At 60.4% G+C, this 26,021-nt stretch carries 26 protein-coding genes; 8 read left to right on the plus strand and 18 right to left on the minus strand.

Annotation, left to right across the window (positions count from 1 at the left end):
* Window positions 1-100: 100 nt before the first annotated feature.
* The 6 genes from hslO to CABTHER_RS17230 form a co-directional block, all read right to left on the minus strand.
* Window positions 101-1,018 carry an Hsp33 family molecular chaperone HslO gene (gene hslO, locus CABTHER_RS06815; protein ID WP_014099874.1) on the minus strand — a complete coding sequence of 306 codons (918 nt, stop codon included), beginning with the start codon at window positions 1,016-1,018 and terminating at the stop codon, window positions 101-103.
* A 36-nt stretch (window positions 1,019-1,054) separates the two neighbouring features.
* Window positions 1,055-2,623 (minus strand): RNA polymerase factor sigma-54, encoded by a 1,569-nt coding sequence (rpoN, locus tag CABTHER_RS06820; RefSeq protein WP_014099875.1) that lies wholly within the window; start codon window positions 2,621-2,623, stop codon window positions 1,055-1,057.
* 17 nt (window positions 2,624-2,640) lie between these two features.
* Complete coding sequence (gene lptB, locus CABTHER_RS06825; RefSeq protein ID WP_014099876.1) at window positions 2,641-3,435, minus strand: LPS export ABC transporter ATP-binding protein; 795 nt, start codon at window positions 3,433-3,435, stop codon at window positions 2,641-2,643.
* A 142-nt stretch (window positions 3,436-3,577) separates the two neighbouring features.
* The gene (locus CABTHER_RS06830) at window positions 3,578-5,803 is read right to left on the minus strand and encodes an ATP-dependent helicase (protein ID WP_014099877.1); all 2,226 of its coding nucleotides are present in this window, start codon (window positions 5,801-5,803) and stop codon (window positions 3,578-3,580) included.
* A gap of 32 nt (window positions 5,804-5,835) precedes the next feature.
* The gene (locus CABTHER_RS06835; protein ID WP_014099878.1) at window positions 5,836-6,186 is read right to left on the minus strand and encodes an NfeD family protein; all 351 of its coding nucleotides are present in this window, start codon (window positions 6,184-6,186) and stop codon (window positions 5,836-5,838) included.
* Window positions 6,161-7,168, minus strand: a complete 1,008-nt coding sequence (locus tag CABTHER_RS17230) for a hypothetical protein (protein ID WP_014099879.1) — start codon at window positions 7,166-7,168, stop codon at window positions 6,161-6,163. The genes CABTHER_RS06835 and CABTHER_RS17230 overlap by 26 nt, the downstream gene beginning before the upstream one ends.
* A gap of 325 nt (window positions 7,169-7,493) precedes the next feature.
* Here CABTHER_RS17230 and CABTHER_RS06845 point away from each other — a divergent pair, with 325 nt between their 5' ends.
* The gene (locus CABTHER_RS06845; RefSeq protein ID WP_014099880.1) at window positions 7,494-8,069 is read left to right on the plus strand and encodes a class I SAM-dependent methyltransferase; all 576 of its coding nucleotides are present in this window, start codon (window positions 7,494-7,496) and stop codon (window positions 8,067-8,069) included.
* Window positions 8,070-8,123: 54 nt separating this feature from the next.
* A complete protein-coding gene (locus tag CABTHER_RS06850; protein WP_014099881.1) occupies window positions 8,124-8,942 on the plus strand; it encodes an SAM hydrolase/SAM-dependent halogenase family protein in 819 nt (272 codons plus the stop codon).
* 89 nt (window positions 8,943-9,031) lie between these two features.
* Here CABTHER_RS06850 and gatB read toward each other — a convergent pair whose 3' ends face one another.
* The 3 genes from gatB to CABTHER_RS06865 all read right to left on the minus strand — a co-directional run bounded on the left by gatB (window position 9,032) and on the right by CABTHER_RS06865 (window position 11,741).
* Window positions 9,032-10,531 (minus strand): Asp-tRNA(Asn)/Glu-tRNA(Gln) amidotransferase subunit GatB, encoded by a 1,500-nt coding sequence (gene gatB / locus CABTHER_RS06855; protein ID WP_014099882.1) that lies wholly within the window; start codon window positions 10,529-10,531, stop codon window positions 9,032-9,034.
* Window positions 10,532-10,567: 36 nt separating this feature from the next.
* Complete coding sequence (locus tag CABTHER_RS06860; protein WP_148263973.1) at window positions 10,568-10,939, minus strand: response regulator; 372 nt, start codon at window positions 10,937-10,939, stop codon at window positions 10,568-10,570.
* A 91-nt stretch (window positions 10,940-11,030) separates the two neighbouring features.
* Window positions 11,031-11,741, minus strand: a complete 711-nt coding sequence (locus CABTHER_RS06865; protein ID WP_187288351.1) for a rhomboid family intramembrane serine protease — start codon at window positions 11,739-11,741, stop codon at window positions 11,031-11,033.
* 286 nt (window positions 11,742-12,027) lie between these two features.
* Between CABTHER_RS06865 and CABTHER_RS06870 the strand changes: the two genes are divergently transcribed.
* From CABTHER_RS06870 to CABTHER_RS06890, 5 genes are all read left to right on the plus strand, one after another.
* Window positions 12,028-12,531: a 3-hydroxyanthranilate 3,4-dioxygenase gene (locus CABTHER_RS06870; protein WP_014099885.1), complete on the plus strand. Its 504-nt coding sequence runs from the start codon at window positions 12,028-12,030 to the stop codon at window positions 12,529-12,531.
* 60 nt (window positions 12,532-12,591) lie between these two features.
* The gene (pheT, locus tag CABTHER_RS06875) at window positions 12,592-14,640 is read left to right on the plus strand and encodes a phenylalanine--tRNA ligase subunit beta (RefSeq protein WP_014099886.1); all 2,049 of its coding nucleotides are present in this window, start codon (window positions 12,592-12,594) and stop codon (window positions 14,638-14,640) included.
* A 111-nt stretch (window positions 14,641-14,751) separates the two neighbouring features.
* Complete coding sequence (locus CABTHER_RS06880; protein WP_148263974.1) at window positions 14,752-15,036, plus strand: hypothetical protein; 285 nt, start codon at window positions 14,752-14,754, stop codon at window positions 15,034-15,036.
* 183 nt (window positions 15,037-15,219) lie between these two features.
* Window positions 15,220-15,558 carry a cell division protein ZapA gene (locus CABTHER_RS06885; protein WP_014099888.1) on the plus strand — a complete coding sequence of 113 codons (339 nt, stop codon included), beginning with the start codon at window positions 15,220-15,222 and terminating at the stop codon, window positions 15,556-15,558.
* A 50-nt stretch (window positions 15,559-15,608) separates the two neighbouring features.
* A complete protein-coding gene (locus tag CABTHER_RS06890) occupies window positions 15,609-15,974 on the plus strand; it encodes a hypothetical protein (RefSeq protein ID WP_014099889.1) in 366 nt (121 codons plus the stop codon).
* A 342-nt stretch (window positions 15,975-16,316) separates the two neighbouring features.
* On the opposite strand, the gene CABTHER_RS17885 is transcribed toward CABTHER_RS06890, so the two are convergent.
* The 9 genes from CABTHER_RS17885 to CABTHER_RS06935 form a co-directional block, all read right to left on the minus strand.
* Complete coding sequence (locus tag CABTHER_RS17885) at window positions 16,317-16,553, minus strand: zinc ribbon domain-containing protein (protein WP_455423178.1); 237 nt, start codon at window positions 16,551-16,553, stop codon at window positions 16,317-16,319.
* A gap of 50 nt (window positions 16,554-16,603) precedes the next feature.
* A complete protein-coding gene (locus tag CABTHER_RS17890; RefSeq protein WP_455423179.1) occupies window positions 16,604-17,353 on the minus strand; it encodes an RNA-guided endonuclease InsQ/TnpB family protein in 750 nt (249 codons plus the stop codon).
* A gap of 222 nt (window positions 17,354-17,575) precedes the next feature.
* Entirely contained in the window at window positions 17,576-17,899 is a 324-nt protein-coding gene (locus CABTHER_RS06900; protein ID WP_014099891.1) for a hypothetical protein, read from the minus strand.
* 31 nt (window positions 17,900-17,930) lie between these two features.
* Entirely contained in the window at window positions 17,931-18,929 is a 999-nt protein-coding gene (locus CABTHER_RS06905) for an FHA domain-containing protein (protein WP_014099892.1), read from the minus strand.
* A 104-nt stretch (window positions 18,930-19,033) separates the two neighbouring features.
* Window positions 19,034-19,774, minus strand: a complete 741-nt coding sequence (locus CABTHER_RS06910) for a metallophosphoesterase family protein (protein ID WP_014099893.1) — start codon at window positions 19,772-19,774, stop codon at window positions 19,034-19,036.
* Window positions 19,775-19,855: 81 nt separating this feature from the next.
* Window positions 19,856-20,119 (minus strand): HU family DNA-binding protein, encoded by a 264-nt coding sequence (locus CABTHER_RS06915; RefSeq protein WP_014099894.1) that lies wholly within the window; start codon window positions 20,117-20,119, stop codon window positions 19,856-19,858.
* A gap of 129 nt (window positions 20,120-20,248) precedes the next feature.
* Window positions 20,249-21,289 carry a lysylphosphatidylglycerol synthase transmembrane domain-containing protein gene (locus CABTHER_RS06920; RefSeq protein ID WP_014099896.1) on the minus strand — a complete coding sequence of 347 codons (1,041 nt, stop codon included), beginning with the start codon at window positions 21,287-21,289 and terminating at the stop codon, window positions 20,249-20,251.
* A 107-nt stretch (window positions 21,290-21,396) separates the two neighbouring features.
* Complete coding sequence (locus CABTHER_RS06925) at window positions 21,397-23,406, minus strand: VWA domain-containing protein (RefSeq protein ID WP_081464757.1); 2,010 nt, start codon at window positions 23,404-23,406, stop codon at window positions 21,397-21,399.
* Window positions 23,407-23,462: 56 nt separating this feature from the next.
* The gene (locus tag CABTHER_RS06935) at window positions 23,463-24,302 is read right to left on the minus strand and encodes a hypothetical protein (protein WP_014099898.1); all 840 of its coding nucleotides are present in this window, start codon (window positions 24,300-24,302) and stop codon (window positions 23,463-23,465) included.
* Window positions 24,303-24,463: 161 nt separating this feature from the next.
* Between CABTHER_RS06935 and guaA the strand changes: the two genes are divergently transcribed.
* Window positions 24,464-26,002, plus strand: coding sequence for a glutamine-hydrolyzing GMP synthase (guaA, locus tag CABTHER_RS06940; RefSeq protein WP_049787517.1), 1,539 nt, complete (start codon window positions 24,464-24,466; stop codon window positions 26,000-26,002).
* Window positions 26,003-26,021 lie beyond the last annotated feature (19 nt).

Genomic DNA, 26,021 nt, shown 5'->3' on the forward strand with positions numbered 1-26,021 from the left:
GATCTGCCTCACGCAGAGCCGCGATTCTCCACGGCCCATGCTCCACGGCTTCGCGTGAGATTCGACTGCAATTGTCTCCAAACCCTCTGGCAGACCGGTGCTATCCGGCTGTTTCGAGCGCAATAAGCCGCTGCAGGTCATCGGCCGAGAGCCGATACACGGCATTGCAGTAGTGGCAGATCAGTTCGGCCTGTCCCTGTTCGGCCAGCAGGGACTGCATTTCTTCCACTCCAAGCGCCACGAGCAGGCGCTCCGTCCGCTCCAGCGAGCAGGCACAGACAAACTTCAGCGGCCGTTCCGCCAGCGGCCGCCAGTCCAGCTCGCCAAGCGCCTCCCGGATGAGGTCTTCCGGCGTCGCCCCGGCCCTGACCATCTCGGTAATCGGCGGCGCTGCCGCCACAGTGCGCTCCAGGTGAGCCACTGTGGACTCATCAGCGCCTGGCAGCACCTGCACCAGAAAACCACCCGCCGCGCCTACCACGCCGTCTCCGGCTTCCATATACACCCCCAAGCTCATTGCGGAGGGAATCTGCTCGGAGCTGGACAGGTAATAGGTCAAATCTTCAGCAATCTCGCCCGACACCAGGGGAACCGAGCCACGGTAGGCTTCCATCAGGCCAATCTCGAAACCGCCTTCCCGGATGACGTGCAGCACGCCCTTGCCCACAGCCGCGCCAATGTTCAGCTTGCCATCGGGACGCAGCGGAACATCGGTCTGGGGATGCTGCACGTAGCCACGGACTTCCCCCTGCGCATTGGCTTCCGCCGTGATCGTGCCCAGAGGACCGCGCCCTTCGATGTGGATCGTCACCCGTTCACTGGTTTTGAGTGAACTGGCCAGCAGTGCCGCCCCGGTCAGCGTTCGTCCCAAGGCCACGGTAGCCGTTTTCCAGGACTTGTGCCGCCGGCAGGCTTCCTGCACAAGGTGAGTGGTCGTGGCCGCCACGACACGCACGCTATCCCCGGCCGCCACAGCTTGCAGCAGGCGGTCAGGCGTCGGAGAAGGTGAAAGCTTCATGGGATGGAAATTCCAGCAGTCGGGATGGCGGTCACGCTAGCCCGTGACCAGGCGGCGCTCACGCGAGCCAGGAATATGCATCTGTTCCCGATATTTCGCCACTGTTCGCCGCGAAAGACGCTGCCCTTCCCGGGCCAGCAGGCGGGCAATCTGATCATCGGTGAGCGGCTCACGCGGGTCTTCCTCGGCAATGAGCTTTTTGATTTTCATCTTGATGATGTCGGTCGAGACCACTTCGCCATTGTCGTTGGGCAGTCCTTCAGTAAAGAAGCGCCGCAGTTCAATGATGCCCAGCGGCGTCTGCACATACTTGCCGTTGACCACCCGGCTGACCGTTGACAGATGGATCCCAACCCGCTCGGCAATATCCTTGAGCATCATGGGCTTGATGTGGGCCGGGCCGTGGTCGAGAAAGTCCCGCTGGCACTCGATGATGGCCTCGCAAATCCGGTAGATCGTCCGGCGGCGGTAGTCAATGTTGCGGATCAGATCAACGGCCGCCCGCAAACGGTCGCGGATAAATTCACGTTCTTCACGCGAAGCGTTTGGGTTTTCCAGAATGCGGCGGTATTTGGCATTGATGCGCAACTGTGGCAGCCCGTCGTCATTGAAGCGGATGATGTAGTCATTTCCCAGCTTCTCGATGAACAACTCCGGCTGAACCAGTTGCGCTCCCTGAAGCAGTCCGTCGCCAATGCGGGCAAACCGCCGGCCGGGAAAGGGATCGAGCTGGCGGATGAGCGCGACTTCCCCGGCAATGACCTCACAGCCGACGCCCAGCGTTTTGGCGAGTTCCGGCCAGCGAAACGGCACGAGCCGGTCGAGGTGATCGCGCACCAACTGTACGGCCAGCCGGTCGCCATGGCCCTGCTGTTCGAGCTGGACGACGAAGCACTCACGCACATCACGGGAAGCGCAGCCAACCGGGTCAAGCCGCTGTACCACCTGGCGCGCTGTTTCCACCACTTCGAGCGGCCAGCCGCCAATCATTGCAATTTCCTTGCAGGAATCGGCCAGAAAACCGCGCTCGTCCAGACTGGCGGCAATGGCTTCGGCTGCGGCTCGCGTGGCCTCATCCAAGGGTAACAAGGCAATCTGGGCCTGCAGGTGTTCCTGCAGGGTCAGGTGATGCCTCAGCCGGTTTTCAAGGTTCTGCTCTTCGCGTTCTTCATACTCGCCCAGCGTACGGTAGCCGGGATCAAGGTAATGCTCAAACATTGCGCCGAAATCCACTTCCGCAAAGGGATCAGGCGCTTCGGTCGGTTCTTCGTCCGCCGGTGAGACGGCTTCCCCATCCAGCGCCGGGGCGGCCGTCTCTGTTTCGGCCCCGGTCAGTGCTGGCGCATCGTCTCCGGCGTCTCCCGGAAGCCCACCTATCTCCCCTTCAACTTCCGCCGCCAGCTCATCCACCGGCGTGATGTCCTCCACCGGCTCGTGGGGGTCCACCTCTTCCAGAATCGGGTTTTCCACGATTTCCTGCATGGTGAGTTCGGCGAGGTCGGTCAGCGTCATGCTGAGCATCTCGATGCGTTGCCGCATCTGGGGCGTCAGCACCAACCCAAGACGCTGTTCCGTGCGGGGCGCAAGTTGCGGACGCAGGTTCATGGCCAATGACATCCAGCCTAAAGACGAAAGTTCTCTCCAAGATAGACCTGCCGCACTTCCTGGTCGGAAGTCAGCTCTTCTGGCCGGCCTGACCGAAAGATGCGCCCCTCACTGATGATGTAGGCGCGATCGGTGATGGCCAGTGTTTCCCGTACGTTGTGGTCGGTAATCAGAACACCGATCCCCTTTTCCCGCAAGCGGGCTACAATGCCCTGGATTTCAATCACGGCCTTGGGATCAATCCCGGCAAAGGGTTCATCGAGCAGGATGAATTTGGGTTCAATGGCCAGACAGCGGGCAATTTCCGTCCGGCGGCGCTCGCCACCTGAAACGGCATAGCCCATCGTGCGGCGGACATGCTTGATGTCGAGTTCATCGAGCAGGGCCTCTAGGCGCGTCTGGCGCTCCATGGCCGACAGATTGAGCGTTTCGAGGATGGCGAGAATGTTGTTTTCGACGGTCAGTTTCCGAAAAATCGAAGCTTCCTGCGGCAGATAGCCAATCCCCCGGCGGGCGCGCCGGTACATCGGCAGCGCCGTGATGTCCTCGCCATCGAGGGTAATGATGCCGGCATCCGGTGTTTCCAGTCCGACAATCATCGCAAAGGTCGTCGTTTTGCCGGCCCCGTTGGGTCCCAAAAGCCCGACGACTTCCCCGCGCCCGATGTGCAGGGTGACATCTGAAACGACTTCGCGCCCACGGTAGGATTTCCGCAGCCGCCGGGCGGTCAGCGTCTCCGTCTTCTCCGGCCGCATGACAGGCGCAGGTGTGGCGTCAACAACCTGTAGGCGGGCAACTTTCTTCTTGAGCATCAATCGTCACAGACGACACACAAAGGATTTACACCTGGGCAGCAGGCGGTCAGAGGCAGGAACACCGCGAATGTAGTGAGAAGCCTGCCGGGGCGTCAATCAGGCCGCAGCCACTGGATTGACACCGGCATCAGAAACGCGCTCAGCGCCGGGGCAGCTTGGTCAGGGGGGCGGCGGCCGCCACAAACCGCTTGATGCCCTTGCCCGGAAAAGCGATGTCGAGCTTGCCGTCGGCCACCCGGACGACCTGCCCTGCGCCGTAGGTTGCGTGCTCCACCCGGTCGCCCAGCCGGAAACCCTCCGCCGTACTGGCTGCCGGCTGACTTCGTGGCAGTTCCACGGCCGGTTTGGCCGCCGATGGGCTGGCCGGCGCGCCATACGGTGCGCCATACGACAGGGGCGACTGGGTAACGCCGCCGGATGAGGACGGCACTGCCTCGAACTGCACGATCTGTTCCGGGACTTCTTCCAGAAAGCGGGAGGGGTCGGTGATCCGTTCTTCGCCATACACCCGGCGGCGCTGCGCCTGTGTCAGATAGAGCTGATGCCTGGCGCGGGTGATGGCGACGTAAAAAAGCCGTCGTTCTTCTTCGAGTTCCTCCCCGTCGTCCACAACGCGCGCATGGGGAAACAGCCCTTCTTCCAGACCGACGACAAAGACCAACGGGAACTCAAGCCCCTTGGCGCTGTGAATCGTCATGAGCGTGACGCGGGCGTTGTCCACGAGGTCATCGGTGTCGGACACCAGCGCGGCCTGGTCCAGGAACTCCCGCAGCGAAGCCCCCCGTTCGTCGGCTTCGGCCGCCGCCGTGACGAGTTCTTCCAGGTTCTGCCGACGACTTTCGGCTTCGAGCGTGCCTTCCTGGGCCAGCATGTCCAGGTAGCCGGAGCGGTTGACGACCGCCGACACCAGGGTGGACAGCGGAGAGCCTTCCAGTCGGGCTTGTAGGTCACGAATCAGACCGGCAAACCCGGCCAGCGCCGTTGCCGCACGTGGATTCAGTGCGCCTTCCGCCAGCACCTGCTCCATGGCGGTCCAGCGTGAAAGCCCGTCGCGTGCGGCCCGGGCGGTGATGATTTCCAGGGTGGCCTTGCCGATGCCCCGCGCCGGCACATTGATGATGCGCTCGAAAGCGGCGTCGTCATGCGGATTGAGCAGCAGCCGGAGGTAGGCCAGGGCATCCTTGATTTCGGCCCGCTGGTAAAAGGAAAACCCACCCACCAGAACGTAGGGCACGCCACGCCGCCGACAGGCTTCCTCAAACAACCGGGACTGGGCATTCGTCCGGTACAGGATGGCCGCACGGGTTTCGGCTTCCGGCAGGTGCGACCGCTGGCGCTGCCACTGCAGCAAGGCTTCCACAACGAGGTCGGCTTCGGCCTCGGCCGTCGGGGCGATGAGACCCCGAATCGGCTCACCAACCGGATTTTGCGTCGTAAGCTGTTTTTCCCGGCGGGCGCGGTTGTGCCGGATGACGGCATTGGCCGCCTGGAGAATGACTTTCGTCGAACGGTAGTTCTGCGCCAGAACAATGGTTTTGGCCCGTGGGTAGTGCCGCTCGAACTCCAGAATGTTACGGATGTCCGCTGCCCGAAACCGGTAAATGGACTGGTCGGGATCGCCCACGACGCACAGATTCTGATGGCGTTGCGTCAGCAGCCGCACCAGGTTGAACTGCGGGGGATTCGTGTCCTGGTACTCGTCAATGAGGATGTAGCGAAAACGGTTCTGGTAGGCATCCGCCACGTCCGGGAACTGCCGCAGGAGCCGTACCGTCATCAGCAACAGGTCGTCAAAGTCGAGCGCATTGGCTGCCGCCAGGCGCATTTCATACAGCCGGAAGGTTTTGAGGATGGCGTCCCGCTTCGGATCGGATGCCGGGGCCAGGGTCTCCGGCGTCTCGCCCTGATTTTTGGCGCGGCTGATGGCGTACTGAATCATCCGGGGCGGAAACTGCTTTTCGTCAATCTGGAGTTCCTTCAGACAGGCCTTGATGAGCCGCCCCTGGTCGTCGGTGTCGTAAATGGTGAAATCGCGGGTGTAGCTTCCGCCAAAGCGGTCGAGATGGCGGCGCAGGACGCGGACACAAAAGCTGTGAAACGTCGCCACGAGCAGTTCTCCGTAGCGGCGGGAAGGCGGCAGAAGCTGGTGGACGCGCGTTTTCATTTCGAGCGCGGCCTTGTTGGTGAAGGTCACGGCCAGAATCTGTTCGGGCCGCGCCAGCCCCTGGTCAAGCAGGTAGGCGATGCGGTGAACGATGACCCGGGTTTTCCCGGAACCGGCGCCGGCAATGACGAGCAGGGGGCCGTCCGTCGTGGTGACGGCGGCGCGTTGTTCGGGGTTGAGTCCATCAAGCAAAGCGTTCATAGCCATGTTCCGGGCGGCGGAGAGGTTGGATGTCAGACCGGCGCGGGGGCGTCACCGGGGAAATGGCGTTGCCCGGCCAGCGCCGTGCCCGCACTCCCTTCCTGTCTGCCCGCTGGCGAACCAGCCTTGACGGTCAGCGGACGCACAATCAGCCAGACGCCTTCGCTTCCGACCACCTGCACCGCTTCCCCACGCGCAACAGGAAATGGAGAGCGGGCGGCCCACAACTCTCCGGCCAGGCAGACAAAGCCCTGTGGGGCCAGGGCGGTTACAGTCTGCCCGGCAACGCCCAGGCCGGCCGCCGCAAATCCGGTGCGCTTGTTTTGCCAGCCGCGCCACCAGCCGGATGCCCCGCGCCTACAGACGGAGAAAAATGTCTTCATCGAGCTTGGCCAGCCGGAACCGGACATCCCGGAACTCAATCCGCTGCTTGAACTTGCCGTTTTCATACAGTTCCTTGCGCATGGGCACGAGCAGGTTCTGTACCGGGCGAAAATCATAAAACGACTCCCGAAACCGCAGCGGCTTGTCGCCCGGCGTGGGCTGCACTTCATATTCGAGGTGCAGGATACGGTAGGTCTGGCTGCTGATGAAGTATTTCGTCTTGGTGCCGTCGCGATGGGTCAGTTCCAGGCCAATCGTATCAATGCCCATGATGCGCTCGCCGGGAACGCGCGTCACCGTCGTTCCGTCTTCCTTGTAGCGCAAAAGCGCAAAGTAATCGTGCTTGAGCGAGGCCAGAAAGGTCGCCTGGGCTTCCGGGGTCAGGGTGATGGACTGGCGGTTTTGTGCCGCCCAGTTGGTGTAGCCGTTGAATCCAAACACCAGTTGCTGCGGTTCATCGCCCTGTGGGCTGGGAAGTTCCACCTCGATACGGACACAGTTGCGGTCAGAAGTCTCACGGCGCAGGATGTGTTCCACGATTTTGCCTTCAATCGGCGGACGGTTGTCGTCGGTGGCAATTTTGATGACGCCTTCAAGCCGCGCATTCGTGAACACATAGTCTATGACCGGCCGGCTGCCGTAGGCATAGATGACAATTTCAGCAACAGTTTCGCCATCCCAGGTTTCAGGTTTGTTGAGCTTGACAGCTTTGGGTTTTTCGGGCTTGGGTGTCTTGTCGCGGGCAGCCTCGTCCGGGTTGTCGCTGCGCTTCTTCCCACCGCTTTTGCCGTTCTCACCCGGTTTGCTGTTTTCCCGGGCTTTTTCTGCATCCGGCTTGGCCGGTGCTCCCGGATTCGGCGTCTGCCCGGATGGAAGCCGCCCGGCAGCCGAGCGTACCGGTGGCGGGGTCAGGGCAACAACGAAAAAGTAACTCCACAGAGCACAGAAGCAGACAAGCGTCCACCGCTGAAAACCAGGCATGTTTTTCCTCCACAAACCGTCTTTTGGGATGCCGTCGGCACGAGTCATCCCTGTTTTGCCGTCACCGTCGCATCCCAATCTCATCCGCAAACCTTACACACAACCCGCACAGCTTACACGTGCGAACCTGTCCACGTTCCATAGAAAGCACACGCGGCTGGAATCAACTTTTTCGTCCGGCGCGCCGGCAGCGTGCTGACGACGATTTGGCTTCGGCGCAGGCTGTTTACAGCCCAAAAAGATGTTTGTTTCCAGTCCGGGGGTTGCGCTATATCTGCATCACACCAGACACGTTATCCCGCTGCTCAGTCTCATTCGTCCCCCAATGAAGAGTACGACGGCCATTTTCTGGAAGTCCTTTGTCAAGCATCCGCGCTATACCGGTGCCCTTGCCCCCAGCTCAGAGAAACTGGCCCAGGGTATGCTTTCCAAAACTGACTTGCGAACCGCCCGCTTCGTCGTGGAGTTGGGCCCTGGGACAGGGGCGTTTACCGCATCCATTCTGGCAGCCCTGCCGCCCGGGGCCGAGCTGCTGGCTATTGAACGCAATCCCGAACTGGCCAGCTTTTTACGCTGCCGCTTACCCCGCGCCCGCGTCGTGTGTGACGATGCCGCGAACCTGGGACGGTATCTGGCAAACCGTCCCCACCCGCCGGCGGCGATTTTCTGTGGGCTGCCCCTGTCGTGGCTTCCAGCGCGCGAGCGAACGCGGATTCTCGATGTGGTCGCGGACGCGCTGCCGCCGGGAAGCACGTTCACGCTGTTTCAGTACGTCCACGCTGCGCCGACCCCACCGGGGCAACAGGTTCACCGGGCGCTCCGGGCACGTTTCCAACACATCGAACGCTTCCCGGTCTGGTGGAACTTGCCCCCGGCCTATGTTGTACACTGCGTCAAATGACCCCATCGCCAGTCCTGCCGATGATCTGTATCTGATTTCTGGAGACTTTCCCGCATGTCCAAGCGCCATCTGGTGACGCTCCTGACCGACTTTGGCACGATGGACCACTTCGTCGCGGCCATGAAAGGCGTCATTCTTGACATCCACCGGGACGTGGACATCGTGGACATTTCCCACGACATTCCGCCACACGATGTCTTCGCGGCAGCGTTCGTCCTCAACAGCGCCATGTCGTACTTCCCACGGTTTACCACGCACGTTGCCGTTGTGGACCCGACGGTTGGCTCGGCGCGGCGGCCGATTCTGGTGATGACCGACAACTACAACTTCATCGGCCCCGACAACGGACTGTTCAGTTACGTTTACCAGACGGAAACGGTCAACCGGGTCATCCATATCACCGCTGACTATTACTTCCGCCAGCCGGTGTGTCCAACCTTTCACGGGCGGGATGTCTTTGCGCCCATTGCCGGCTATCTGGCCAAGGGCGTGGACCCCCGGAAAATGGGCGAGCCGATTACGGACTACGTGCGTTTTGACGTGCCGCGCCCGGATGTCTCCGACCCGAAACGTCTGCGCGGTGCCATTCTGCATATTGACCGCTTTGGAAACTGCTTTACCAACTTCACCAAAGAGCACATTCAGTTGGCCGCCCTGCGCGCTGGCGGCCGGTTTCTCGTCATCCACCCGCAGGACCCGGCCAAGAGCCGCGAGGTGACGAAGTTCGTCACCCACTACGCCGAGGCCCAGCCCAATGAGTTGTTCGCCCTTTTTTCGAGCACCGGCTACCTTGAAATCGCGGCCCTGAAGGTTCCGGCGGCGCGCGTCCTTGAAGCCCGCCGGGGGATGGAAGTGCAGTTTGTTGTGCCGTAGGCAGCCAAGCCCGAAAGGCCGCCGGGGAGCCTGCTCCACCGGTTTTCCCCGCTCCCTGGGTGAAGGGCAAAGCGCGCGGGCCAGCGTGGTCATGGAGTGTCGAGCAGGCGTTTGAGCACTTCGTTGACCACCTGGGGATTGGCTTTGCCCTTTGTGGCCTTCATCACCTGCCCCACGAAAAACGCCAGCAAGGGTGTTTTTCCGCCCCGGTATTCAGCCGCCTGCTTCGGGTTGGCGGCGATGACCTCGGCGGCAATGGCTTCAATCTGCCCGACATCCGACACCTGCCCGCCACCCAGTTCCTGGACAATCTCCCGGGCCGCTTTGCCGGTGGTCAACATCCGCTCGAAGACTTCCTTGGCCAGCTTGGTGCTGAGTGTCCCGTCGGCAATCAGGCCGATGAGTTCCGCCAGCGCCGTCGGGGCAATCGGTGAAGTTTCCAGAGAAAGTTTTTCAGCCGGGATGCGTGCCAGCAATTCGTTGGCAATCCAGTTGAAAGCCGCGCGGGCGTTGCCGCTGGCTTCGACACAGGCTTCAAAGAAATCGGCCATTTCGCGGGTCGTCGTCATCAACGAGGAATCTTCAAACGACAACCCGTAGCTTTCTGCAAAGCGACGGCGGCGGGGTTCGGGAAGCTCCGGCATCCGACTGCGCAAAGCCGCAATGGTTTCGGCCGTGAGGACCAGCGGCGGCAAGTCAGGTTCGGGAAAGTAGCGGTAGTCGTGGGCCTCTTCCTTGCTCCGCATGGTGTAGGTGCGGGCTTCGCGCTCGCTCCACAGGCGCGTTTCCTGCACGATGTGCCCACCTTCTTCGAGAATCCGTATCTGCCGGGCAATTTCGTAGTCAATCGCCCGCTGGATGAACCGGAACGAGTTGAGGTTTTTGGTCTCCGTACGGGTGCCGAACGTCGTGCTGCCGCGCCGCCGGATGGAGACATTGGCGTCGCAGCGCAGGCTGCCTTCTTCCATGTTGCCGTCGCAGGCATCCACATACAGCAGGGCGCGCCGCAGGTACTGCACATAGTCGTAGGCTTCCCAACTGCTGCGGAAATCCGGCTCGCTGACAATCTCCACCAGTGGCACACCGCTCCGGTTGAGGTTCACATAAGATGAGGTATCCGAATCCGGCATCCCTTCGTGAAGGCTTTTGCCAGCGTCTTCCTCGATGTGCATCCGCTGGATGCGAAACGTCTTCAGGCGCCATTCCACTGGGCGGCCGGTTTCATCCCGTTCACTGGTCGGGATTTCCACGTACCCGGAAACTGAAAAGGGCTGGTCGTACTGGGAAATCTGATAGCCCTTGGGCAGGTCCGGGTAGAAGTAATTTTTTCGCGCAAAAACCGAAGTTTCGTTGATGTGTAAATTGAGGGCAAACGCAGCCAACGCAGCCTTTTCCACCACCAACTGATTGAGCACCGGAAGTGCTCCGGGCAGCCCCAAACACACCGGACAGGTGTTGGCATTCGGTTCCGCCCCAAAGTCAGTCGGGCAGGGACAAAAAATTTTTGTACGGGTCTTCAATTGCGCGTGAATTTCCAACCCGATGACCGGCTCATACTTTTCACGCAGAAGCTTGGTAAGGTCTGTCATGGAACGTGGTTCTGTCACGTGGAGCGGAAACAGACGTTATGGACGATTGCGGGTCGCCGCCTTAACAATCGAAAGAAGCTGCGACGGCGAAAAGGGCTTGCGGAAGTAGGTGACGACGCCAGCCTGCAAAGCATCCACTTCAGTTTTCACGCTCGTGTTTCCGGTGAGAATAATGACTGGCAAATCAGACAGTGCCGGTATCTGCCGCAGCCGGCGATAGGTCTCACTGCCATCCATTTCAGGCATGTCGAGGTCAAGCAGAAGGCAGGCAAACTGGGGATCGCGCTCCAGCATTTCGAGCGCCAACCGCCCGTTTTCCACCGTCACCACGTCGAATTCACGCCCCAGCGTGCTCTTGATGACGGCCCGAATCCCGATGTCGTCGTCGGCAGCCAAAACCCGTTTCATTCCAATCCGTTCCTCCTCACGGCTTTTTCTTTTCCACAGCGCTACCGGAAACTGTACCGGCTGCCGCAGAAAACCATTTGGTCCACTTGCCTCATGGGTGTCCCCCTGGACGCCGCGCCCCCCGGTCTTCACGGTTCATACGCTCTTCGAGTTCGTCCCACATGCGCTGCATTTCGGCCTCGACGACGCGGAAGTTCTTGTACTTGCGCCGGATACGCCAGCGCCGCCAGGGTCCCGTCACCCACTCCCAAGTCGCCCGCAGTGGCGCCACCTCACCGCCCCGGATGGTCAGAAAACCAATCCCCAGGGCCCACAGGGCTGAAACGGAATCCGGGTAGCCATACAGCAGAAAGACGATGTCTATCGCCGCTGAAACATAGAAAATCGTGCGCCCGCGCAACAACACGAAATTGAAAAACGTCGGGGTGTTCCACAGGCGCGCAGCAAAGACGCCCACCATCAGGGAAAACAGCGTGGCGGAACTCGCGGCAAAAACAAACGAGGGAACCGGCGAAGGCAGGAACTGGCGTACCACCAGCGCCATCAGAAAGGTGCCCAGGTAGGCGGCCGCCCCGCCCAGGAAGCACAGCGCCAAAAACCGCCCCGTGCCGAGCATGCGCTCCACAACGTTGCCGAAAAGGTAAAGCACAAGCAGCCCGATCAACCACCCGAACGGCGTCAGCGGGGTAATCGTCGCCGTGAAAAACTGCCAGACCGCACCCTGGAGAACTGCTTCCGGCAAAAAGAAAAACGGCACCGGCACGAGCGCCCGCACAATGACCACCACGGTCGTTGCTGCCATGAGGAACAGCGTACCAGGCAGTGGGCCACCGACATTCACCGGCAGATCATCGAAAACACGGCGCATAGAGCAGACTGGGAAGCCCCTGGCAAAGTGGAGCATCTGCCGGACGGCATCGCACGGGCCGGCAGAAACGACGTGACTATGGCACGGAAACGCAGTTCAAGGCAATGAAACCTGTTTCCTTCTGCCCACTTCATCCCAGGGTTTTCATGTCGCTCAGGAACGACATAGAATGCGGCGGCCTCAGTTTCGTGAACGAGCCCCCTTCCGTGGAGCGCACGTTATGCTGACCACAATCAATCTGCACCAATGGATTGCAGACCACCGGCATCTTCTCCGCCCACCGGTGGGGAATGCGCAGATATGGAAAGACCGGGAATTTATGGTGACAGTCGTGGGCGGCCCCAACCAGCGCAAGGACTACCACATTGATCCCGGTGAAGAGTTCTTCTACCAACTCGAAGGCGACATGACCCTGCGCCTGATTGAAAACGGGGAGTTCCGGGATTTGCCCATCCGCGAAGGTGAAATCTTCTTGCTTCCGCCCCTGGTGCCGCATTCCCCCCAGCGCGGCCCGAACACCCTGGGGTTGGTCATCGAGCGAATCCGACGCCCCGACGAACAGGACCGGTTTGAATGGTACTGCGATCGCTGCGGGCATCGGTTGCACGAAGTCGCCCTTCACGTCACCGATCTCACAACCCAACTCAAGCCGCTGTTCGATGCGTTCTGGGCTGATGAGCGTGCCCGCACCTGTACGGCTTGTGGCCACGTGCTTCAACCCTGACCGGCCTGGACTTGGCCAGCCCGGACAACAACGCCGCGCAGCTCCAACCTCACAACCCGTATGAAAGCGAGCTACAACTGGCTTGAAACCTACGTCAAGCCCGATCTCCCGGCTCAGGAATTAGCCCAGCGGTTCACGGCTGTCGGGCTGGCCGTGGATGCCGTCACTCCTGCCGACGGCGACTTCATCTTTGATTTTGACCTCACCACGAATCGCCCGGACGCGCTGTGCCACTTCGGTTTGGCGCGGGAGGCGGCCGTGCTGACGGGCACCCGGTTGTCTTTTCCTGACATCCACCTGACGGAGCAAGCCGTGTCCGGCGGACCAGCAGTGCACGTCCAGATAGCTGCGCCTGATCTGTGCCACCGCTATGCAGCGCGCCTTATCCAAGGCGTACGGGTTGGCCCGTCGCCGGACTGGCTGGTACGCCGTCTGGCCGCGGTCGGGCAGCGCAGCATCAACAACATCGTGGATGTCACCAACTTCGTGCTGCTCGAACTGGGACACCCCCTGCACGCCTTCGACTTCGAGCGGCTGGCCGGACGGCGCATTGTGGTTCGCACGGCCCAACCCGGCGAAACACTTGTGACGCTCGACGGGGTGCAACGGGCGCTCACGCCGGACATGCTGATGATTTGCGATGCCGAACGCCCGGTGGCCGTCGCCGGCATCATGGGGGGTGCGGAGAGCGAGATTTCCGCCGTAACCACGCAGGTCCTGCTCGAAAGCGCCTGGTTTGCGCCGGCCACGGTACGCCGCACGGCACACCGACTCGGGCTGCACACTGAGGCATCACGCCGCTTTGAACGCGGCGCGGATTTTGAAAACGTCCGGCGCGCTCTTGACCGCTGCGCTCAGCTTATTGTCGAGGTCGCCGGCGGGGTCGTGGTTGGGGGGCCGGTTGACGTCATCGCCAGAACCCGGACGCCCATCACCGTCCGCCTTCGCCATGCGCGCATTGTGGCGCTGACCGGCGTTGAAGTCGCACCTTCCAGAGCCGCTGACATCCTGACGGGACTGGGCTTCGAGCTGGTGACGGAAGATGAAGGCGAAAGTGAGTGGATTGTGCCGAGCTTTCGGGTGGATGTGAGCATCGAGGAAGACCTCATCGAAGAGGTTGTGCGGCACGTGGGCTATGACGCCATTCCGGCAACGCTCCCCGGCTGGAATGACGCCGGTGAGTATCTGCCCGGCGAAGAGCGGCGACGGACACTGCGCCAGACGCTTCTGGCCCACGGCTTCCACGAAGCCATCTCGTTTAGCTGGTGCTCCGGCGAGATGTTGGCCGCCACCGGCGCGCCCGGCGGGCGGCGGATTGCCAATCCGCTCGACCAGCAGGAAAACGAACTGCGCACCTCCCTGCTTCCGGGGCTCCTGACGGCCGTGGCGCGCAACTTCCGCTTCGGCACCGAGGATGTCCGGCTGTTCGAGATGGGCAAAGTGTTCCATACCGTGGATGGTCAACTCACCGAGAAGGAATATCTGGCACTGGCTTTGTCTGGCCGCGCCCTGCCGGAGGACTGGCGCGGCCAACCGGCGGCTGAGAGTTTTCACAGCCTGAAGGGCATGCTGGAACTCCTGTGCGATGCCGTGCGCTGCCCTGCTGTCACCATCACTGCCCCGGCAGCGGACAGTGCGGTTACGGGATTTCTGCCCGGACAGGTCGCCCTGCTCCAGATTGCCGATCAGCCCGTGGGACGGCTTGGGCGCATCAGCCCGGCCTTGGCTGCGCACTTTGACTTCAAGCTGCCGGTCTATGTGGCCGAACTCGAACTGGCAGCGCTGCTGGCCGGCAGGACCACCTTTACCGCTTACCGCCCACTCCCCCGCTACCCACGGGTCGAACGCGACATTTCGGCGTTGTTCGACGCCGCCCTTCCCTGGGCCAGTATTCAGGACTTCATCCACAGCCTGGCCATTCCAGAACTGGAACAGGTCCGGCTGCGGGATATTTTCACCGGCGCGCAGATTCCAGCCGGACAGCGGGCTATAACGCTCAATTTGTGGTATCGTGCAGCCGATCGCACGCTCACAGACGAAGAAGTGTCCGAGCGTCATCGCCAGGTGGTGGAGGCGCTGTGCACGCACTTCGGCGCGACGATTCGCTGACTGTGTGACAACGATCATACCGGGCACATCGGGCCGGGACACATTGGGTCAAGCCGGACAGAAGAAATCATCGAACCAGAACCAGAAGACGACCGAGCCAGAGGGAAAGCCGTGACGACGCTCAACGGAATGGAGAAATTCAATCACCTGGAAGACAAACTGTACCGCATCGTCGAATACGCCAAGCACCTGCGCCAGGAAAAAGAATCGCTGGAACGTGAAGTCGCCGCACTCAAACGCGAGGCCGCGGCGCGCGCCGAAGAAAATGAACGGCTCAACCAGCGCCTGCACCAGATGCTCAATGAACGGGATGCCATCAAGAACAAGGTCGAGGCCATGCTGGATGCCATTGCCCTGGTGGAACCGGAGCTGACGGAAGCCGCACGACGTGGATGAACCAATCCTTTCCGACCTGTGGGTGACCCAGGCACGGACATAGAACAGGTCAGCCACAGCAGGCCACACCTTCGGATGGAGGAGCCGGGAAACAAGCCGGAGCACAAACAACCACGGTATTCTGGGGCTGAATCGGCGGGGGTTTATCCTTGTAATCCAGTGCGAATGTAGAGGTTATGTCCAATGGCAAATCCACGCGACGCTGGCACACAACCGGTTGAAGTCCGTATCTACGGGCAGGTCTATAACATTCGCGGTGACGGCAACAGCGCCTACATTTCCGAGCTGGCAGCCTACGTTGACCGCAAGATGCAGGAGGTGATGAGCAGCACCAACACGGTGGACAGCCTGCGGGTGGCCATCCTGTCGGCGCTCAACATTGCCGATGAGCTTTTCCAGGCCAACCGACGCATCGAGCAACTCGATGCCATGGTTGGGGAACGCAGCCATGACTACGCCAACCTTATTGACTCCGTGCTCCGCAAGGAAAAGTCCCCAACGCCCGAAACCAAGGCCCAGTAACTGCAATGCATTTCCGGCCGGTCAGCGACGACTCACACACGAGGCTGCCTATGACACCCGAACAGTTTGACACCATCAACCGCCTGTTTCAGTTGACGTTCCAGGTTGGAGACCGGCTTGGCAGCGAGTCAAGCGACCCCGCCCAACTGCTGCTTACGTCGCAGCCAGACCTGGAGGGTTGTCAGGCGTACTTTCCGCCCGACTACACCCTGGAGCCACTTGAAGCCGAACGCTGGCAGGAGCACCTGGCCGATGCCCCCGCCCTGGCCGAAATGGTCTGCGTACTGGCGTCGTCGCCTCTGACCTACGGGCTATACCGGCAGGATGAAGTGTCCTGGTGGGTCTGCGCCTTTTGGGCGGCCCGGGAGCAACTCGGCACCAACCTCCTGTTTCGCGCCCACCGGGTCGAAACGTAAGCAGGTCACAATACGGGGCACTCTCCTGTCGCTTCGCGGGATTTGACATACTCCCCTGCCTAAAGGCAGGGGATTCTTGTTCTTGGTTCTGCGAGCGCACTTACTTCATCAGGTTGCCCCTCTAAAGCAGCGGTGCATCTCTCCCCAAGCGTTCCCTCTTTCGAGGCAGTTCCCTTTTGCCCAAAGGTACTGTAGTGGCAAGTAGCGAATAGCGAACAGGGAGCGAGTAGCGAGCAGCGAGTAGCGAGTAGCGAATTACCTTCCGAACCACTCGCCACTCGCCACTCACCACTCGCCTCTGAACCACTCGCCACTCGCCACTTGCTTCCTTATTGAGGACAACTATGGGTTCTGGTGGATAGGGTTTTTACTACCATAATGCCCACAGTTACTACAGTCCTGTGTGGTGTACTGCGGCGGTACGCTGACGACTGCCTTGTCCCACACCTTGCCGTAGTAGTCCAGCCACGCAGTGAATTGAGACCAGCCAGCATCATGAATGGATTTGGCAAGATGATGATTTTTGACCAGGTTCTTCACCTGCAAGTCTTCATACGCCACGACATCGTGAGATGCCACCACGCACCGTGCCTGCTTAATCGCCCAGTCTTTACGCTGGCGTTGGACTTTCAGATGTACTTTGCCCAGTCGCTTTTCTTTTGCTTGTGGTAGTTCTTGGATTGAGGTTTCGCCCCTTTCTTGAACTTCATACTCAACCTGCGCTGGTGGTGCTTTAACCTCTTCTCTGCTTTCCGCAAAAACTTAGGACACTCTACAGGGTTGCCGTTCTGGTCGGTGTAGAAAGCCTTCAAGCCCAAGTCAATGCCAATCACATTGCCTGTGTATGCTCCCTGCTCTTTGCGCTCCACATCCAAGCAGAACTGGGCATAGTACCCATCTGCCCTGCGTATCACCCGCACCCGATTGATTTTGGAGTTTAGGATATGGTGTCTTGCCTCACCATTGCAGTACAGAGCAAACGAGCCAGCATTGAAGCCATCGGTGAACGAGATAGTCATCCCATCCCCTGACAGCTTCCAGCCAGATACCTTGTATTCCACAGAACGGCAATGCTTCTTGAACTTGGGATACCCTTTCCTGACCGCCTTGTTTCTGCAGTTGGTATAGAACCGGGAAATGGAAGCCCAAGCTCGCTCTGCACTTGCCTGCCTTGCCGCTGAGTTTAACTTCCTGGCAAAGTCAAACTCTTTGGCCAGGTCTTTGCAGTGGGCATAGAGAACAGCTTTGTTGACGCTCTTGTTGTCCATCCAGTACCGCACACATTTGTTTCTGACAAACTGTGCGGTACGGATGGCTTCATCCAGAGCCTGATACTGCTCTGCTGTCCCGTTGAGTAGCTTGGCTTCCATTACTCTCATACTGCTATTTTATCACAGGTTTGGCTTGATAAAACAGCGTGCGCCTTATATCCCTGCCCTAAAGTGCAGGGCTTTACGGCGTTTTTTCGGTAACGGCCCGAAGCAACAGCAGGGCTAACCGCGTGCCTGCCAAGCGCACCACTGGTGCCGGGCTTGTCTGCCCACAGTGCGTCGCACTGGACGGGGAAGCTTGAGAACAGTCAGGTTTGAGGCAACTCCCGCCTAGCTGATGGATTCTTCTGACCCAAAGCCCAGGTAGTCGGTCACGCTCATGCCGATGCGTTTGGCGAAGAGTTGTCCCATGGAGTGAATTTCGCCCAAAGACTCATCGAGCAGTATCCGCTCGACGCGCCACATGGGGAAAAAGCTGTGGGTCAGTCCGATGTTGCTTTCCCCATTGGCAATGGCGCTGAGCCAGTCATCGAAAGCGTTGATGTCAAGCCCTCGCAGATGGACCCCGGACGGTTCCAGGCTGGTCAGAATTCCCCAGAGTTTTTCGCGCGGGCTATGCAGCCCAAGAACCACACAAGCACCTGGACGAATCATATAAGCCTCCTGGAGATTCAGTTACGGCGTGTCATTCGGAGTCGAGGACTTTGCTCGTTTCAAAGAGAATTTCGCTGCGCATCACCCGCACGGTCAGATTGCCGGCTGTCAGGTTGGCTTCCTCGGGAACCGTCTCTCCTTCAGTTGCCACATCGGGCAGCTCAGTCACAGGAGGGTCAAGCTCAAAGCGGATCAGGGCGGTGCCCAGACGCAGGATGTCTCCATCCTCCAGCCGGATGCCGGTCGCATCCCCAGGTGGCGTCTCGATGGATTGCCCGGCCCGCTCAACGGCCGTCCCATTGGCGCTTCCAGTGTCAAACAGGTAGAAGTCCCCACTGTCAAAAACAATTGAGGCATGTTGCCGGGAAACGCTTTTGTTGGGAGAACCACTCTGATCGTGGCGTGCATAGACAAAATCATTCCGCCGCAACACTTCGCCGGATTTCAGATCGAGTACCGTCCGCAGGCGGCCCAGAAACGTCGTGCGCTTGGTGATAATGAACGGTGAGCGATAGACCTCACCGTTGAGCGCCGTCAGACGGGCCAGCCGTGGAATCTGTGGCTTGACGCCCTTGACCTCAAGAATGCGTCCTGCCTGCTCATCCACGGTAACGGCCAAGCCCTCGGCTGGCTCAGCCGGCGAAGCCCACTCAAAACTCACCGAACAATGGGTCGGCGCACCTGCCGCGGCCACCGTGGGACGAATCTCCACAACCAACGGTTCAAGCAGCCGGAAACCGGAACCCGCAATGTAGTCATAGACCATCTTCGTAAACACGATGGAGTTGAACAGCACTTCGAGTTCTTCGAGCTTGGCCGGGCGCAGGTTGGGCACCGTAAAGACCATGCGATTGGGCACAAAGGTCTGGTTTCCAACCCAGATGAAACGTTTGAGCGAAAGCTCGTCCAGAATCTGCCGCACCAGAAGATGGGGCTTGACATCGTCCGGCGTCAGCACCGGGTTGACACGGATGGCTTCGGTCAGGAAGCGTTCGAGTTCAAGCAAACTCCGGCGAGTGTCACTGTTCATCGGAAGTCACCCACATCACAAAAACATTACGCAAGCCAACCGGAACATAACCACCAGTCAGACAGGCAGCCACGCTCCTTGCACCATCCCCAAGCCGAAAAGCCCTAAGCCGAAAAGGCCGCAAGACACGGAATCTCGATTTCGTAGGCTGAAACCGGCAGCGTGGGATACTTCTGATAGACCACCTGGGCTTCGACATGGAGACAGCTCAAACAGTCTTCCTCCGTGCAGCCGGTATCCAGCCCGATGGCGCTGCCGAAGACATAGATTTCACCCGGATTCCGTACGCCCTCCGCCGGCAGCAGACGCGCCGGAGTGTGTCCAAAAAAGCAGGGCTTGCCATCATAGAGCGTGAAAAAATTCAAATCACGGGTCCACATCAGCACTTCCGGTTCACATTCCGCCGGGTGCTTGCCGGCGGCAATACCGGCGTGGACGTACAGAGCCCTTTCATCTTCGTAAAAAAACGGCAGACTCCGCAAAAATTCAATGTGTGATTCGGGAATGCCAATGGCCAGTGAAGCCGTATTCTCGTCTATGTCGAAGCCATACTGCTGAAGGGTCTGAATACCGCCGTTTTCGGGAATCAGCCACAGCGGATCGCCGTAATCGAGCAGGTCCAGCAACATCTGCTCGTGATTGCCGCGCAGACACACCACGTTGGGATTGCGGCGGCGCAGTTGCAGGACGTACTCAACGACTTCCGGTGACTCCTCTCCCCGATCAATAAGGTCTCCCACAAAGATTACCCGGTCGTGACGCTCATCATAGTCCACAGCTTCGAGGATTTCCCGCAGTTGCCGGGCGCGCCCGTGAATGTCTCCAAAAACGTACGTGTTGCCCATACCCTGAACCTTGCTCAAGCCATAAGAGGTGTTTCCTACCTGCCTGTTGCACATGCGCGACAGCGCACCAACCCAGTCAACCTAGTGCGCCAGTTCTTTCCCCGGCTTGAAACGGATGGTCTTGCCAGGTGGGATGTCGGCAATTTCACCGGTGCGCGGGTTTCGCCCAACGCCACGTTTGCGGGGTTTGACCACAAACACCCCAAACCCGCGCAACTCAATCCGTTCGCCACGTTCAAGTGCCTGTTTGAGTCCCTCAAACAGGGCATCCACAGCGACCTCTGCCTTGGACTTGGCAATCCCGGTGACACTGGCAACGCGATTGACGATGTCAAGCTTGATCACGGTTCACTCACACCCAAAACGTCATGATGATGACCTGTCCCCGGCTTGGCGCAAGGCAGGTCAGTCCACTGCGTGGACAGCCCTGTGTACGGCGTGTGAAGGCAACGTAAAGGGTCATTTGAAATGCTGTCAAGCCGGAAGTGACTCATCCAGTGTTTCCCCTCCGCCAACTCCCGTTTCTTCCGTCAATTGCCCCCAGCTTAGGCGTTCGCGCAGAAAGAGCACCAGCCCCAGCAGGGTCAAAGGGACATACCACACAATATGGGAAACAAACGAAAATGCGAGGGCGGCTTCCTTCTCAACACCAAAGGCGCTGAGGCTGTGCGTACAAAACCACTGGTACGTCCCCACGTAACCCGGCGCGGAAGGCAACATCGCCCCCAGGTTGACATAGCACATGACGTAGAGGATTTGCGTCACCCCTACGTCCAGATTGCAGGCCAGCGCCACGAACCATGTCATGTAGAGACTGGCGATCCAGATACCGAACGAATCCACCCAGACCCAGGCCAGCGTACGCAGGGAGCCGCCGCAACTGACCCCGCGCAGAAAACGGTCAGTCATATCCGCAAGGCGCGCGGCATAGCGTCCCAGGCGGACAGCCGTCAGACCGCGCTCGACCAGGCGCACGACGGTCGGGCGCAGGACAATGGCCGACACAAGCCCGGCCGCACACCCAAAGCCCAGCCAGGCCACACCGGTCGCAATGACCTTGCTTTCCGGCGGAAGCTTCAGGGTCAGCAGTGTGAAGGAAATGAGCAACAGCAGCATGAGCACGTCAGCCAGCCGCTCGGTCACGATGGTGCCAAAGGCAAAGCTTTTGGTCGTCCGGGTTTTGCGCCCGACCAGGTAGGCACGCGCCACTTCCCCGATGCGTGCCGGCAGGATGTTGTTGGCCATATAACCAACGGTCATCACCGAAAAGCAGTCGCCAAAATGAATGGCGTCATCCGCCGGGCGTCCGACATCGAGCAGCCGTTTCCAGCGCACGGTACGCCAGACAAAACCGACCCACATCAGAGCAAAGGCCACGGCCAGGTAGGGCCACTGAACCGCGCGCAGTGCCAGGCCCGTTTTTCGCCAGTCAATGCCGTAAAACGCAAGTCCGGCAAACACGATGCTGAGCAGGATACCGAGCCAGATTGTGACCGTTTTGAGCTTGCCCTTCATTTGGCTTTGGAAAGGACTGGAAGCTGGTCTCCCTGCGGTTCAGCTAAGTGGCTGGCTGACACTTTAGCCACCGGAGGCGCACGGCAGCCAAGCGTAGGGCGCACGGTTCAGCGGTCATAGTAGCCACGGCGCGTACGGATGATGACGCCGGGACGCCGGGACGTTACCTTGACCCGCCGCCACTGGTTGCTGTGTTCGACTTGAGTTGGGTAATAGGCCAAGCCGTACACCGTACGCAACTCGGCGATGATTTTCTGGTACACACCGGCAAGGTCTTCGACCCGTGAGGCAACGTAGAGCATAGCACCCGATGCATCCGCCACCTGTTGGAGTTGCGTCCGTGCCAGCGCATAGACCTCGGCCGTCTCGCCCCAGTGATTCCGAAAGTTTTCCTCTTCGGTGTCCAGGTAAATGGGATAAACCAGCGTGCCGGATTCCAGAATCGCCTCCAGCATCTGACGAAAAGAAACCCGTGACGGTGCCGGGTAGGCGGCGCTGATGCTGTTGTCCACACCATCGGTCATGACGACGACGGCATTGCGTTCGTCCTGAAATGGAGCCAGCACTTCGGTGAGCGTAAACCACATGGCTTCATAGTAAGCCGTTCCCCCGTCGGTGGCACGCATTTCGGCAATCCGCTGCTTGAGCAGCGCGCGGTCATTCGTCGGACGGCAGAGCACGTGAACGCTCCGGGTAAAGGTCACAATGGCAATTCGGTCCTGCGGGCCGGCCAGCTCGACGAAGCGCCAGGCGCTCTTGCGGATGGCTTCGATCTTTTCGCGGGTGCTGCCGCTCAAATCCAGCAGCAGCACCAGATTGAAGGGGGTGTTGGTCGGCTTGAAGTGGGCAATTTCCTGCCTGGTTTCTTCGTCGAAGATGGTGAAATCCTCGGCGGTCAGGTTGGTGACGGCCCGCCCGTCCTGGGTGGTGGCAATGACATTGAGATTGACCAGCCGGGCATTGAGGCGAATGGTATCGGCCTCAACGCCGGACTCATCCGTCTCATCCACAGGAATATCCAGAGCGCGCCGGCGAAGTGTCGGGCGACCGTCCGGCGTCGTGTGCAGAGGGTCACGGCGCGGCAGGTTAGCCAGTGCCTCATCAGCAGCCGCGAACTGTCCGGCGTCACGGTTTGGCCTATCCCAGGCACTTCCACGGTTGTCGCCGCCGGCCCGTGGCAGACCGCCAGTCCCGGAAGGTGTGCTGTGGCTCCCTGGTGGGGGGATGATCCGCACGCCGATGCTGCCCGACATGGTGGTGTCGTCCCCAAAGCGCCGCTGCGCCCGTCCGATACCACCTACCCCGCCATAAGTGGCGCTGGAGTCATCCTGCGACTGCATGCCGCCGCCGAAAATGGGCGTCAGCGGACGGTCGGCTGGACGATCATCGGGTGGTGGGAAGCGGGTCGGCTGCGAGGGGATGATGTCATCCGCTATGGCCACAGATGGCGTTGGATCAGGTTCAACGATGGCAACACTCGACCGCAGGGACTTGAGCGCAACGTGCCCACCGGCTGACCGGACGATGATTGCCCGCCCACCACGTCCCAGCCGCCCCTTGATGGCCCGACCGCTTTTCTCATCATACCTTGCCAGACTGAGGTGGCTGGTGGCCGTCCCATTGACCGAAGAAAGTTCGACATCGGCATCGAACCAACGTGGGACTTCAACAGCAACATCACCGCTGTCGGTTTCCACCGTGGCGCTGGCCACCGGACCAATGAGTTCGATTGTCCCGGAATGGGACAGGAGACGGACGTGGGACTCAGCCGGAATGTACAGCTTCAGATTGGTCCCACCCATCTTTGGGATGCAGCGCACTGTGAACTGTGACGGGGTCGTGACGATCCTGATGTCCCGCTCGTCCACCCAGCGCCCATCCGGGCGGGCCGCCATGATGTGGATGAGGTCTTCGCCCCAGACCTCGACTTTGGTCGTCCCGGAAGTATTTTCAACCTGAATGGTGCGTCCCTGACCGGACTCGAAACTGCGCTCAAAGACTTTGAGTTGTCCCGGCGTCTGGCGCTGGGCATCCACTGGCAGACCGATCAGCGCCATCCAAAGCATCACGGAGAACAGGATGCACGTTGCCTGCCGCCCCCACGTCCATCTTGCCATAGCGACTGTCTCCCCTAACTCCAACCACGACGTCAAAGCCCAAACGATGGACTCTCTCAACGCAACCAACCGGGGGGGACCCCCAAACGCCGGGCTTCTTCCTGCAAGACCGTGTATTGCACATACAACCCGGTCAGCCGCGCCTGGGCATCCCGGATGCGCTCATTGACGTTGATCAGTTCCCGTTTTTCAGCCGTCATGACTTCCTGTGGCACCAGCACCCGGTTGCCGAAAGCATCCCGCCCCAAAAGAAAGGTTGTTCCTTGTTGGTCAATCCGGCGTTGCAGCCCCTGAGCCTGGCTGGACAGCGAACGGATGATTTCCTGCTGGGTGTAGATTTCTATCAGAAGACTCCGCGCCCGCCCACGCCAGTAGGCTTCGTCATTCGCCCTCGCCAGGTTCGGGTCCGGGCTGGACGAAACCGAACCGGTCGTCCGTTCCGCCGTATTTGGCACCGGCGCACTCTGCCGGGGACGCGCCGCCGCATGGCGCAGCGTGCCGCCAAAATCGGCATTGGTCAGCGTGCGCACCGGCTTCTGCGCCGTCGTGGAAGCTGGTTTGGAAGTGGTTGGAGATGGTGGCGTCGCCGCAACTGGCGGTATTGGGTGCCCGTTGGCACCAATGGGGCGGGGTGGGCGAGCCTGCGCCCGAAAAGCACCATCCCTCTGCCCGTTGACCCGCTCAGTCGCCGCAATGTCAATGTTGGCCAGCGCAATTGAAATCCGCCGCCCGTCGGAGGTCGTAAAAATCGCCACTTCGTTGACAATGCGGTACTCGTCCCGCACTTCCAGCCGTTTCCCATCCCGGAGCACCAGCACGTAATCAGCGGCCAAGGCCACACCTGACCACAGTGCCATCCCCAGCCAGACGACCGTTGCGGCTACCCAGCGTGTCATCGCGTTCCTCCTCATCGAAAGCCGGCTTTTTCCTGAAAACGCTTCCCTGGATGGGCCCTGAGACGTGTTACACAAACGATAGCACGTCATTTTGCCATTCGGCGATATAACGTGCTTAGATAGTGCCAGGTTTCACCCCAACAACGGCGGCCACGCCCGTGATTCACTCGGAAATTGCCCTCATTCTTGACTTTGGCTCGCAGTACACCCAGCTCATCGCCCGCCGCACCCGTGAACTGGGGATTTACTGCGAGATTGTTCCGTGTCACACGCCAGTGGATGAAATTCGCGCCAAAGCGCCCCGCGCCCTGGTGCTCTCTGGCGGGCCGGCTTCAGTCTATGCCGCCGATGCCCCGCACTGCGATCCCGGTGTGTTTGCGCTGGGCGTCCCCATCCTTGGCATCTGCTACGGCCTGCAAACCATCGCCGCCCGGTTTGGCGGAACGGTGGCCCCTTCAACCCGCCGCGAGTTTGGCGCGGCACGCCTGCGGCAGTACCAGACCAGCCGCCTGTTTGCAGGATTGCCGGAGGAATTTGATGTCTGGATGAGCCACGGCGACCACGTGGTGCAGCCACCGCCGGGATTTACCGTCACTGCGCAAACGGAGGACGCACTCGGCGCGCTCGAAGACCCGGCGCGGCAGCTTTACGGCTTGCAGTTTCACCCGGAAGTCGTCCACACCCCGCTTGGGCGGGACATCCTGCGCAACTTTTTCATCGGCATTGCCGGCATGCGGGCCGACTGGAACATGCAGAGTTTCGTCGAGGCCGCCATCGCCGACATCCGCGCCCGGATTGGACCCACTGGACGCGCCATCTGCGGACTTTCCGGCGGCGTTGACTCGGCGGTTGCAGCGGCGCTTGTGGCAGAAGCCATCGGCGACCGCCTGACCTGCCTGTTCGTGGATAACGGCCTGTTGCGGCTGGGCGAATTTGACGAGGTGCTGGCAACCTTCCGGGATACGATGCACCTGAACGTCCGGGGCATCGCCGCCGGCGAACGCTTCCTGACGGCCCTGGCCGGCGTGGATGATCCCGAAGCCAAGCGCAAAACCATTGGACGGGTGTTTGTTGAGGTCTTTCAGGAAGAGGCCGCCAGACTTGGGCAGGTAGAGTTTCTCGTCCAGGGCACACTCTACCCGGATGTCATTGAATCTGTGTCGGTCAAGGGGCCGTCGGCGGTCATCAAGAGCCACCACAACGTCGGTGGTCTGCCCGAAACGCTCCACCTGAAACTGGTCGAGCCGCTCCGCGAGCTGTTCAAGGACGAAGTGCGCGCTGTCGGCCGGCAGCTTGGCCTGCCGGAAGCCCTGCTGCGGCGGCATCCTTTTCCCGGCCCGGGGCTGGCCGTACGCATCGTCGGAGAAGTCACCCCGGCGCGGGTGGCCCTGCTGCAACGCGCCGATGCCATTGTCACGGAAGAAATCCGCGCGGCCGGGCTGTATGACGACATCTGGCAGGCTTTCGCCGTGCTGCTGCCGGTACGCAGTGTGGGTGTGATGGGTGATGAGCGGACGTATGAGCACGTCTGCGCCATCCGCGCCGTCACCAGCCAGGACGGGATGACCGCCGACTGGGTCCGCCTACCCTACGACGTACTGCATCGGATCAGCCGCCGCATCATTGCCGAAGTGCGGGGCATCAACCGCGTGACGTACGATATTTCCTCGAAGCCGCCGGCCACCATCGAGTGGGAATGAGCCGGCGCGGGGCCGGTTG

This window comes from Chloracidobacterium thermophilum B (assembly GCF_000226295.1).
Classification (GTDB): domain Bacteria; phylum Acidobacteriota; class Blastocatellia; order Chloracidobacteriales; family Chloracidobacteriaceae; genus Chloracidobacterium; species Chloracidobacterium thermophilum.

Bases quoted from the DNA above. Each gene is read 5' to 3' on its own strand.
- CABTHER_RS06860 (WP_148263973.1), bottom strand. From the start codon at position 10,939: ATGAAACGGGTTTTGGCTGCCGACGACGACATCGGGATTCGGGCCGTC.
- CABTHER_RS06900 (WP_014099891.1), bottom strand. From the start codon at position 17,899: ATGATTCGTCCAGGTGCTTGTGTGGTTCTTGGGCTGCATAGCCCGCGC.
- CABTHER_RS06935 (WP_014099898.1), bottom strand. From the start codon at position 24,302: ATGACACGCTGGGTAGCCGCAACGGTCGTCTGGCTGGGGATGGCACTG.
- CABTHER_RS06845 (WP_014099880.1), top strand. From the start codon at position 7,494: ATGAAGAGTACGACGGCCATTTTCTGGAAGTCCTTTGTCAAGCATCCG.
- lptB (WP_014099876.1), bottom strand. From the start codon at position 3,435: ATGCTCAAGAAGAAAGTTGCCCGCCTACAGGTTGTTGACGCCACACCT.
- CABTHER_RS06870 (WP_014099885.1), top strand. From the start codon at position 12,028: ATGCTGACCACAATCAATCTGCACCAATGGATTGCAGACCACCGGCAT.
- pheT (WP_014099886.1), top strand. From the start codon at position 12,592: ATGAAAGCGAGCTACAACTGGCTTGAAACCTACGTCAAGCCCGATCTC.
- CABTHER_RS06865 (WP_187288351.1), bottom strand. From the start codon at position 11,741: ATGGCAGCAACGACCGTGGTGGTCATTGTGCGGGCGCTCGTGCCGGTG.
- hslO (WP_014099874.1), bottom strand. From the start codon at position 1,018: ATGAAGCTTTCACCTTCTCCGACGCCTGACCGCCTGCTGCAAGCTGTG.
- CABTHER_RS06925 (WP_081464757.1), bottom strand. From the start codon at position 23,406: ATGGCAAGATGGACGTGGGGGCGGCAGGCAACGTGCATCCTGTTCTCC.
- CABTHER_RS06910 (WP_014099893.1), bottom strand. From the start codon at position 19,774: ATGGGCAACACGTACGTTTTTGGAGACATTCACGGGCGCGCCCGGCAA.
- CABTHER_RS06885 (WP_014099888.1), top strand. From the start codon at position 15,220: ATGGCAAATCCACGCGACGCTGGCACACAACCGGTTGAAGTCCGTATC.
- CABTHER_RS17890 (WP_455423179.1), bottom strand. From the start codon at position 17,353: ATGAGAGTAATGGAAGCCAAGCTACTCAACGGGACAGCAGAGCAGTAT.
- rpoN (WP_014099875.1), bottom strand. From the start codon at position 2,623: ATGAACCTGCGTCCGCAACTTGCGCCCCGCACGGAACAGCGTCTTGGG.
- CABTHER_RS06890 (WP_014099889.1), top strand. From the start codon at position 15,609: ATGACACCCGAACAGTTTGACACCATCAACCGCCTGTTTCAGTTGACG.
- CABTHER_RS17230 (WP_014099879.1), bottom strand. From the start codon at position 7,168: ATGCCTGGTTTTCAGCGGTGGACGCTTGTCTGCTTCTGTGCTCTGTGG.
- CABTHER_RS06830 (WP_014099877.1), bottom strand. From the start codon at position 5,803: ATGAACGCTTTGCTTGATGGACTCAACCCCGAACAACGCGCCGCCGTC.
- CABTHER_RS06905 (WP_014099892.1), bottom strand. From the start codon at position 18,929: ATGAACAGTGACACTCGCCGGAGTTTGCTTGAACTCGAACGCTTCCTG.
- gatB (WP_014099882.1), bottom strand. From the start codon at position 10,531: ATGACAGACCTTACCAAGCTTCTGCGTGAAAAGTATGAGCCGGTCATC.
- CABTHER_RS06850 (WP_014099881.1), top strand. From the start codon at position 8,124: ATGTCCAAGCGCCATCTGGTGACGCTCCTGACCGACTTTGGCACGATG.
- CABTHER_RS06835 (WP_014099878.1), bottom strand. From the start codon at position 6,186: ATGAAGACATTTTTCTCCGTCTGTAGGCGCGGGGCATCCGGCTGGTGG.
- CABTHER_RS06920 (WP_014099896.1), bottom strand. From the start codon at position 21,289: ATGAAGGGCAAGCTCAAAACGGTCACAATCTGGCTCGGTATCCTGCTC.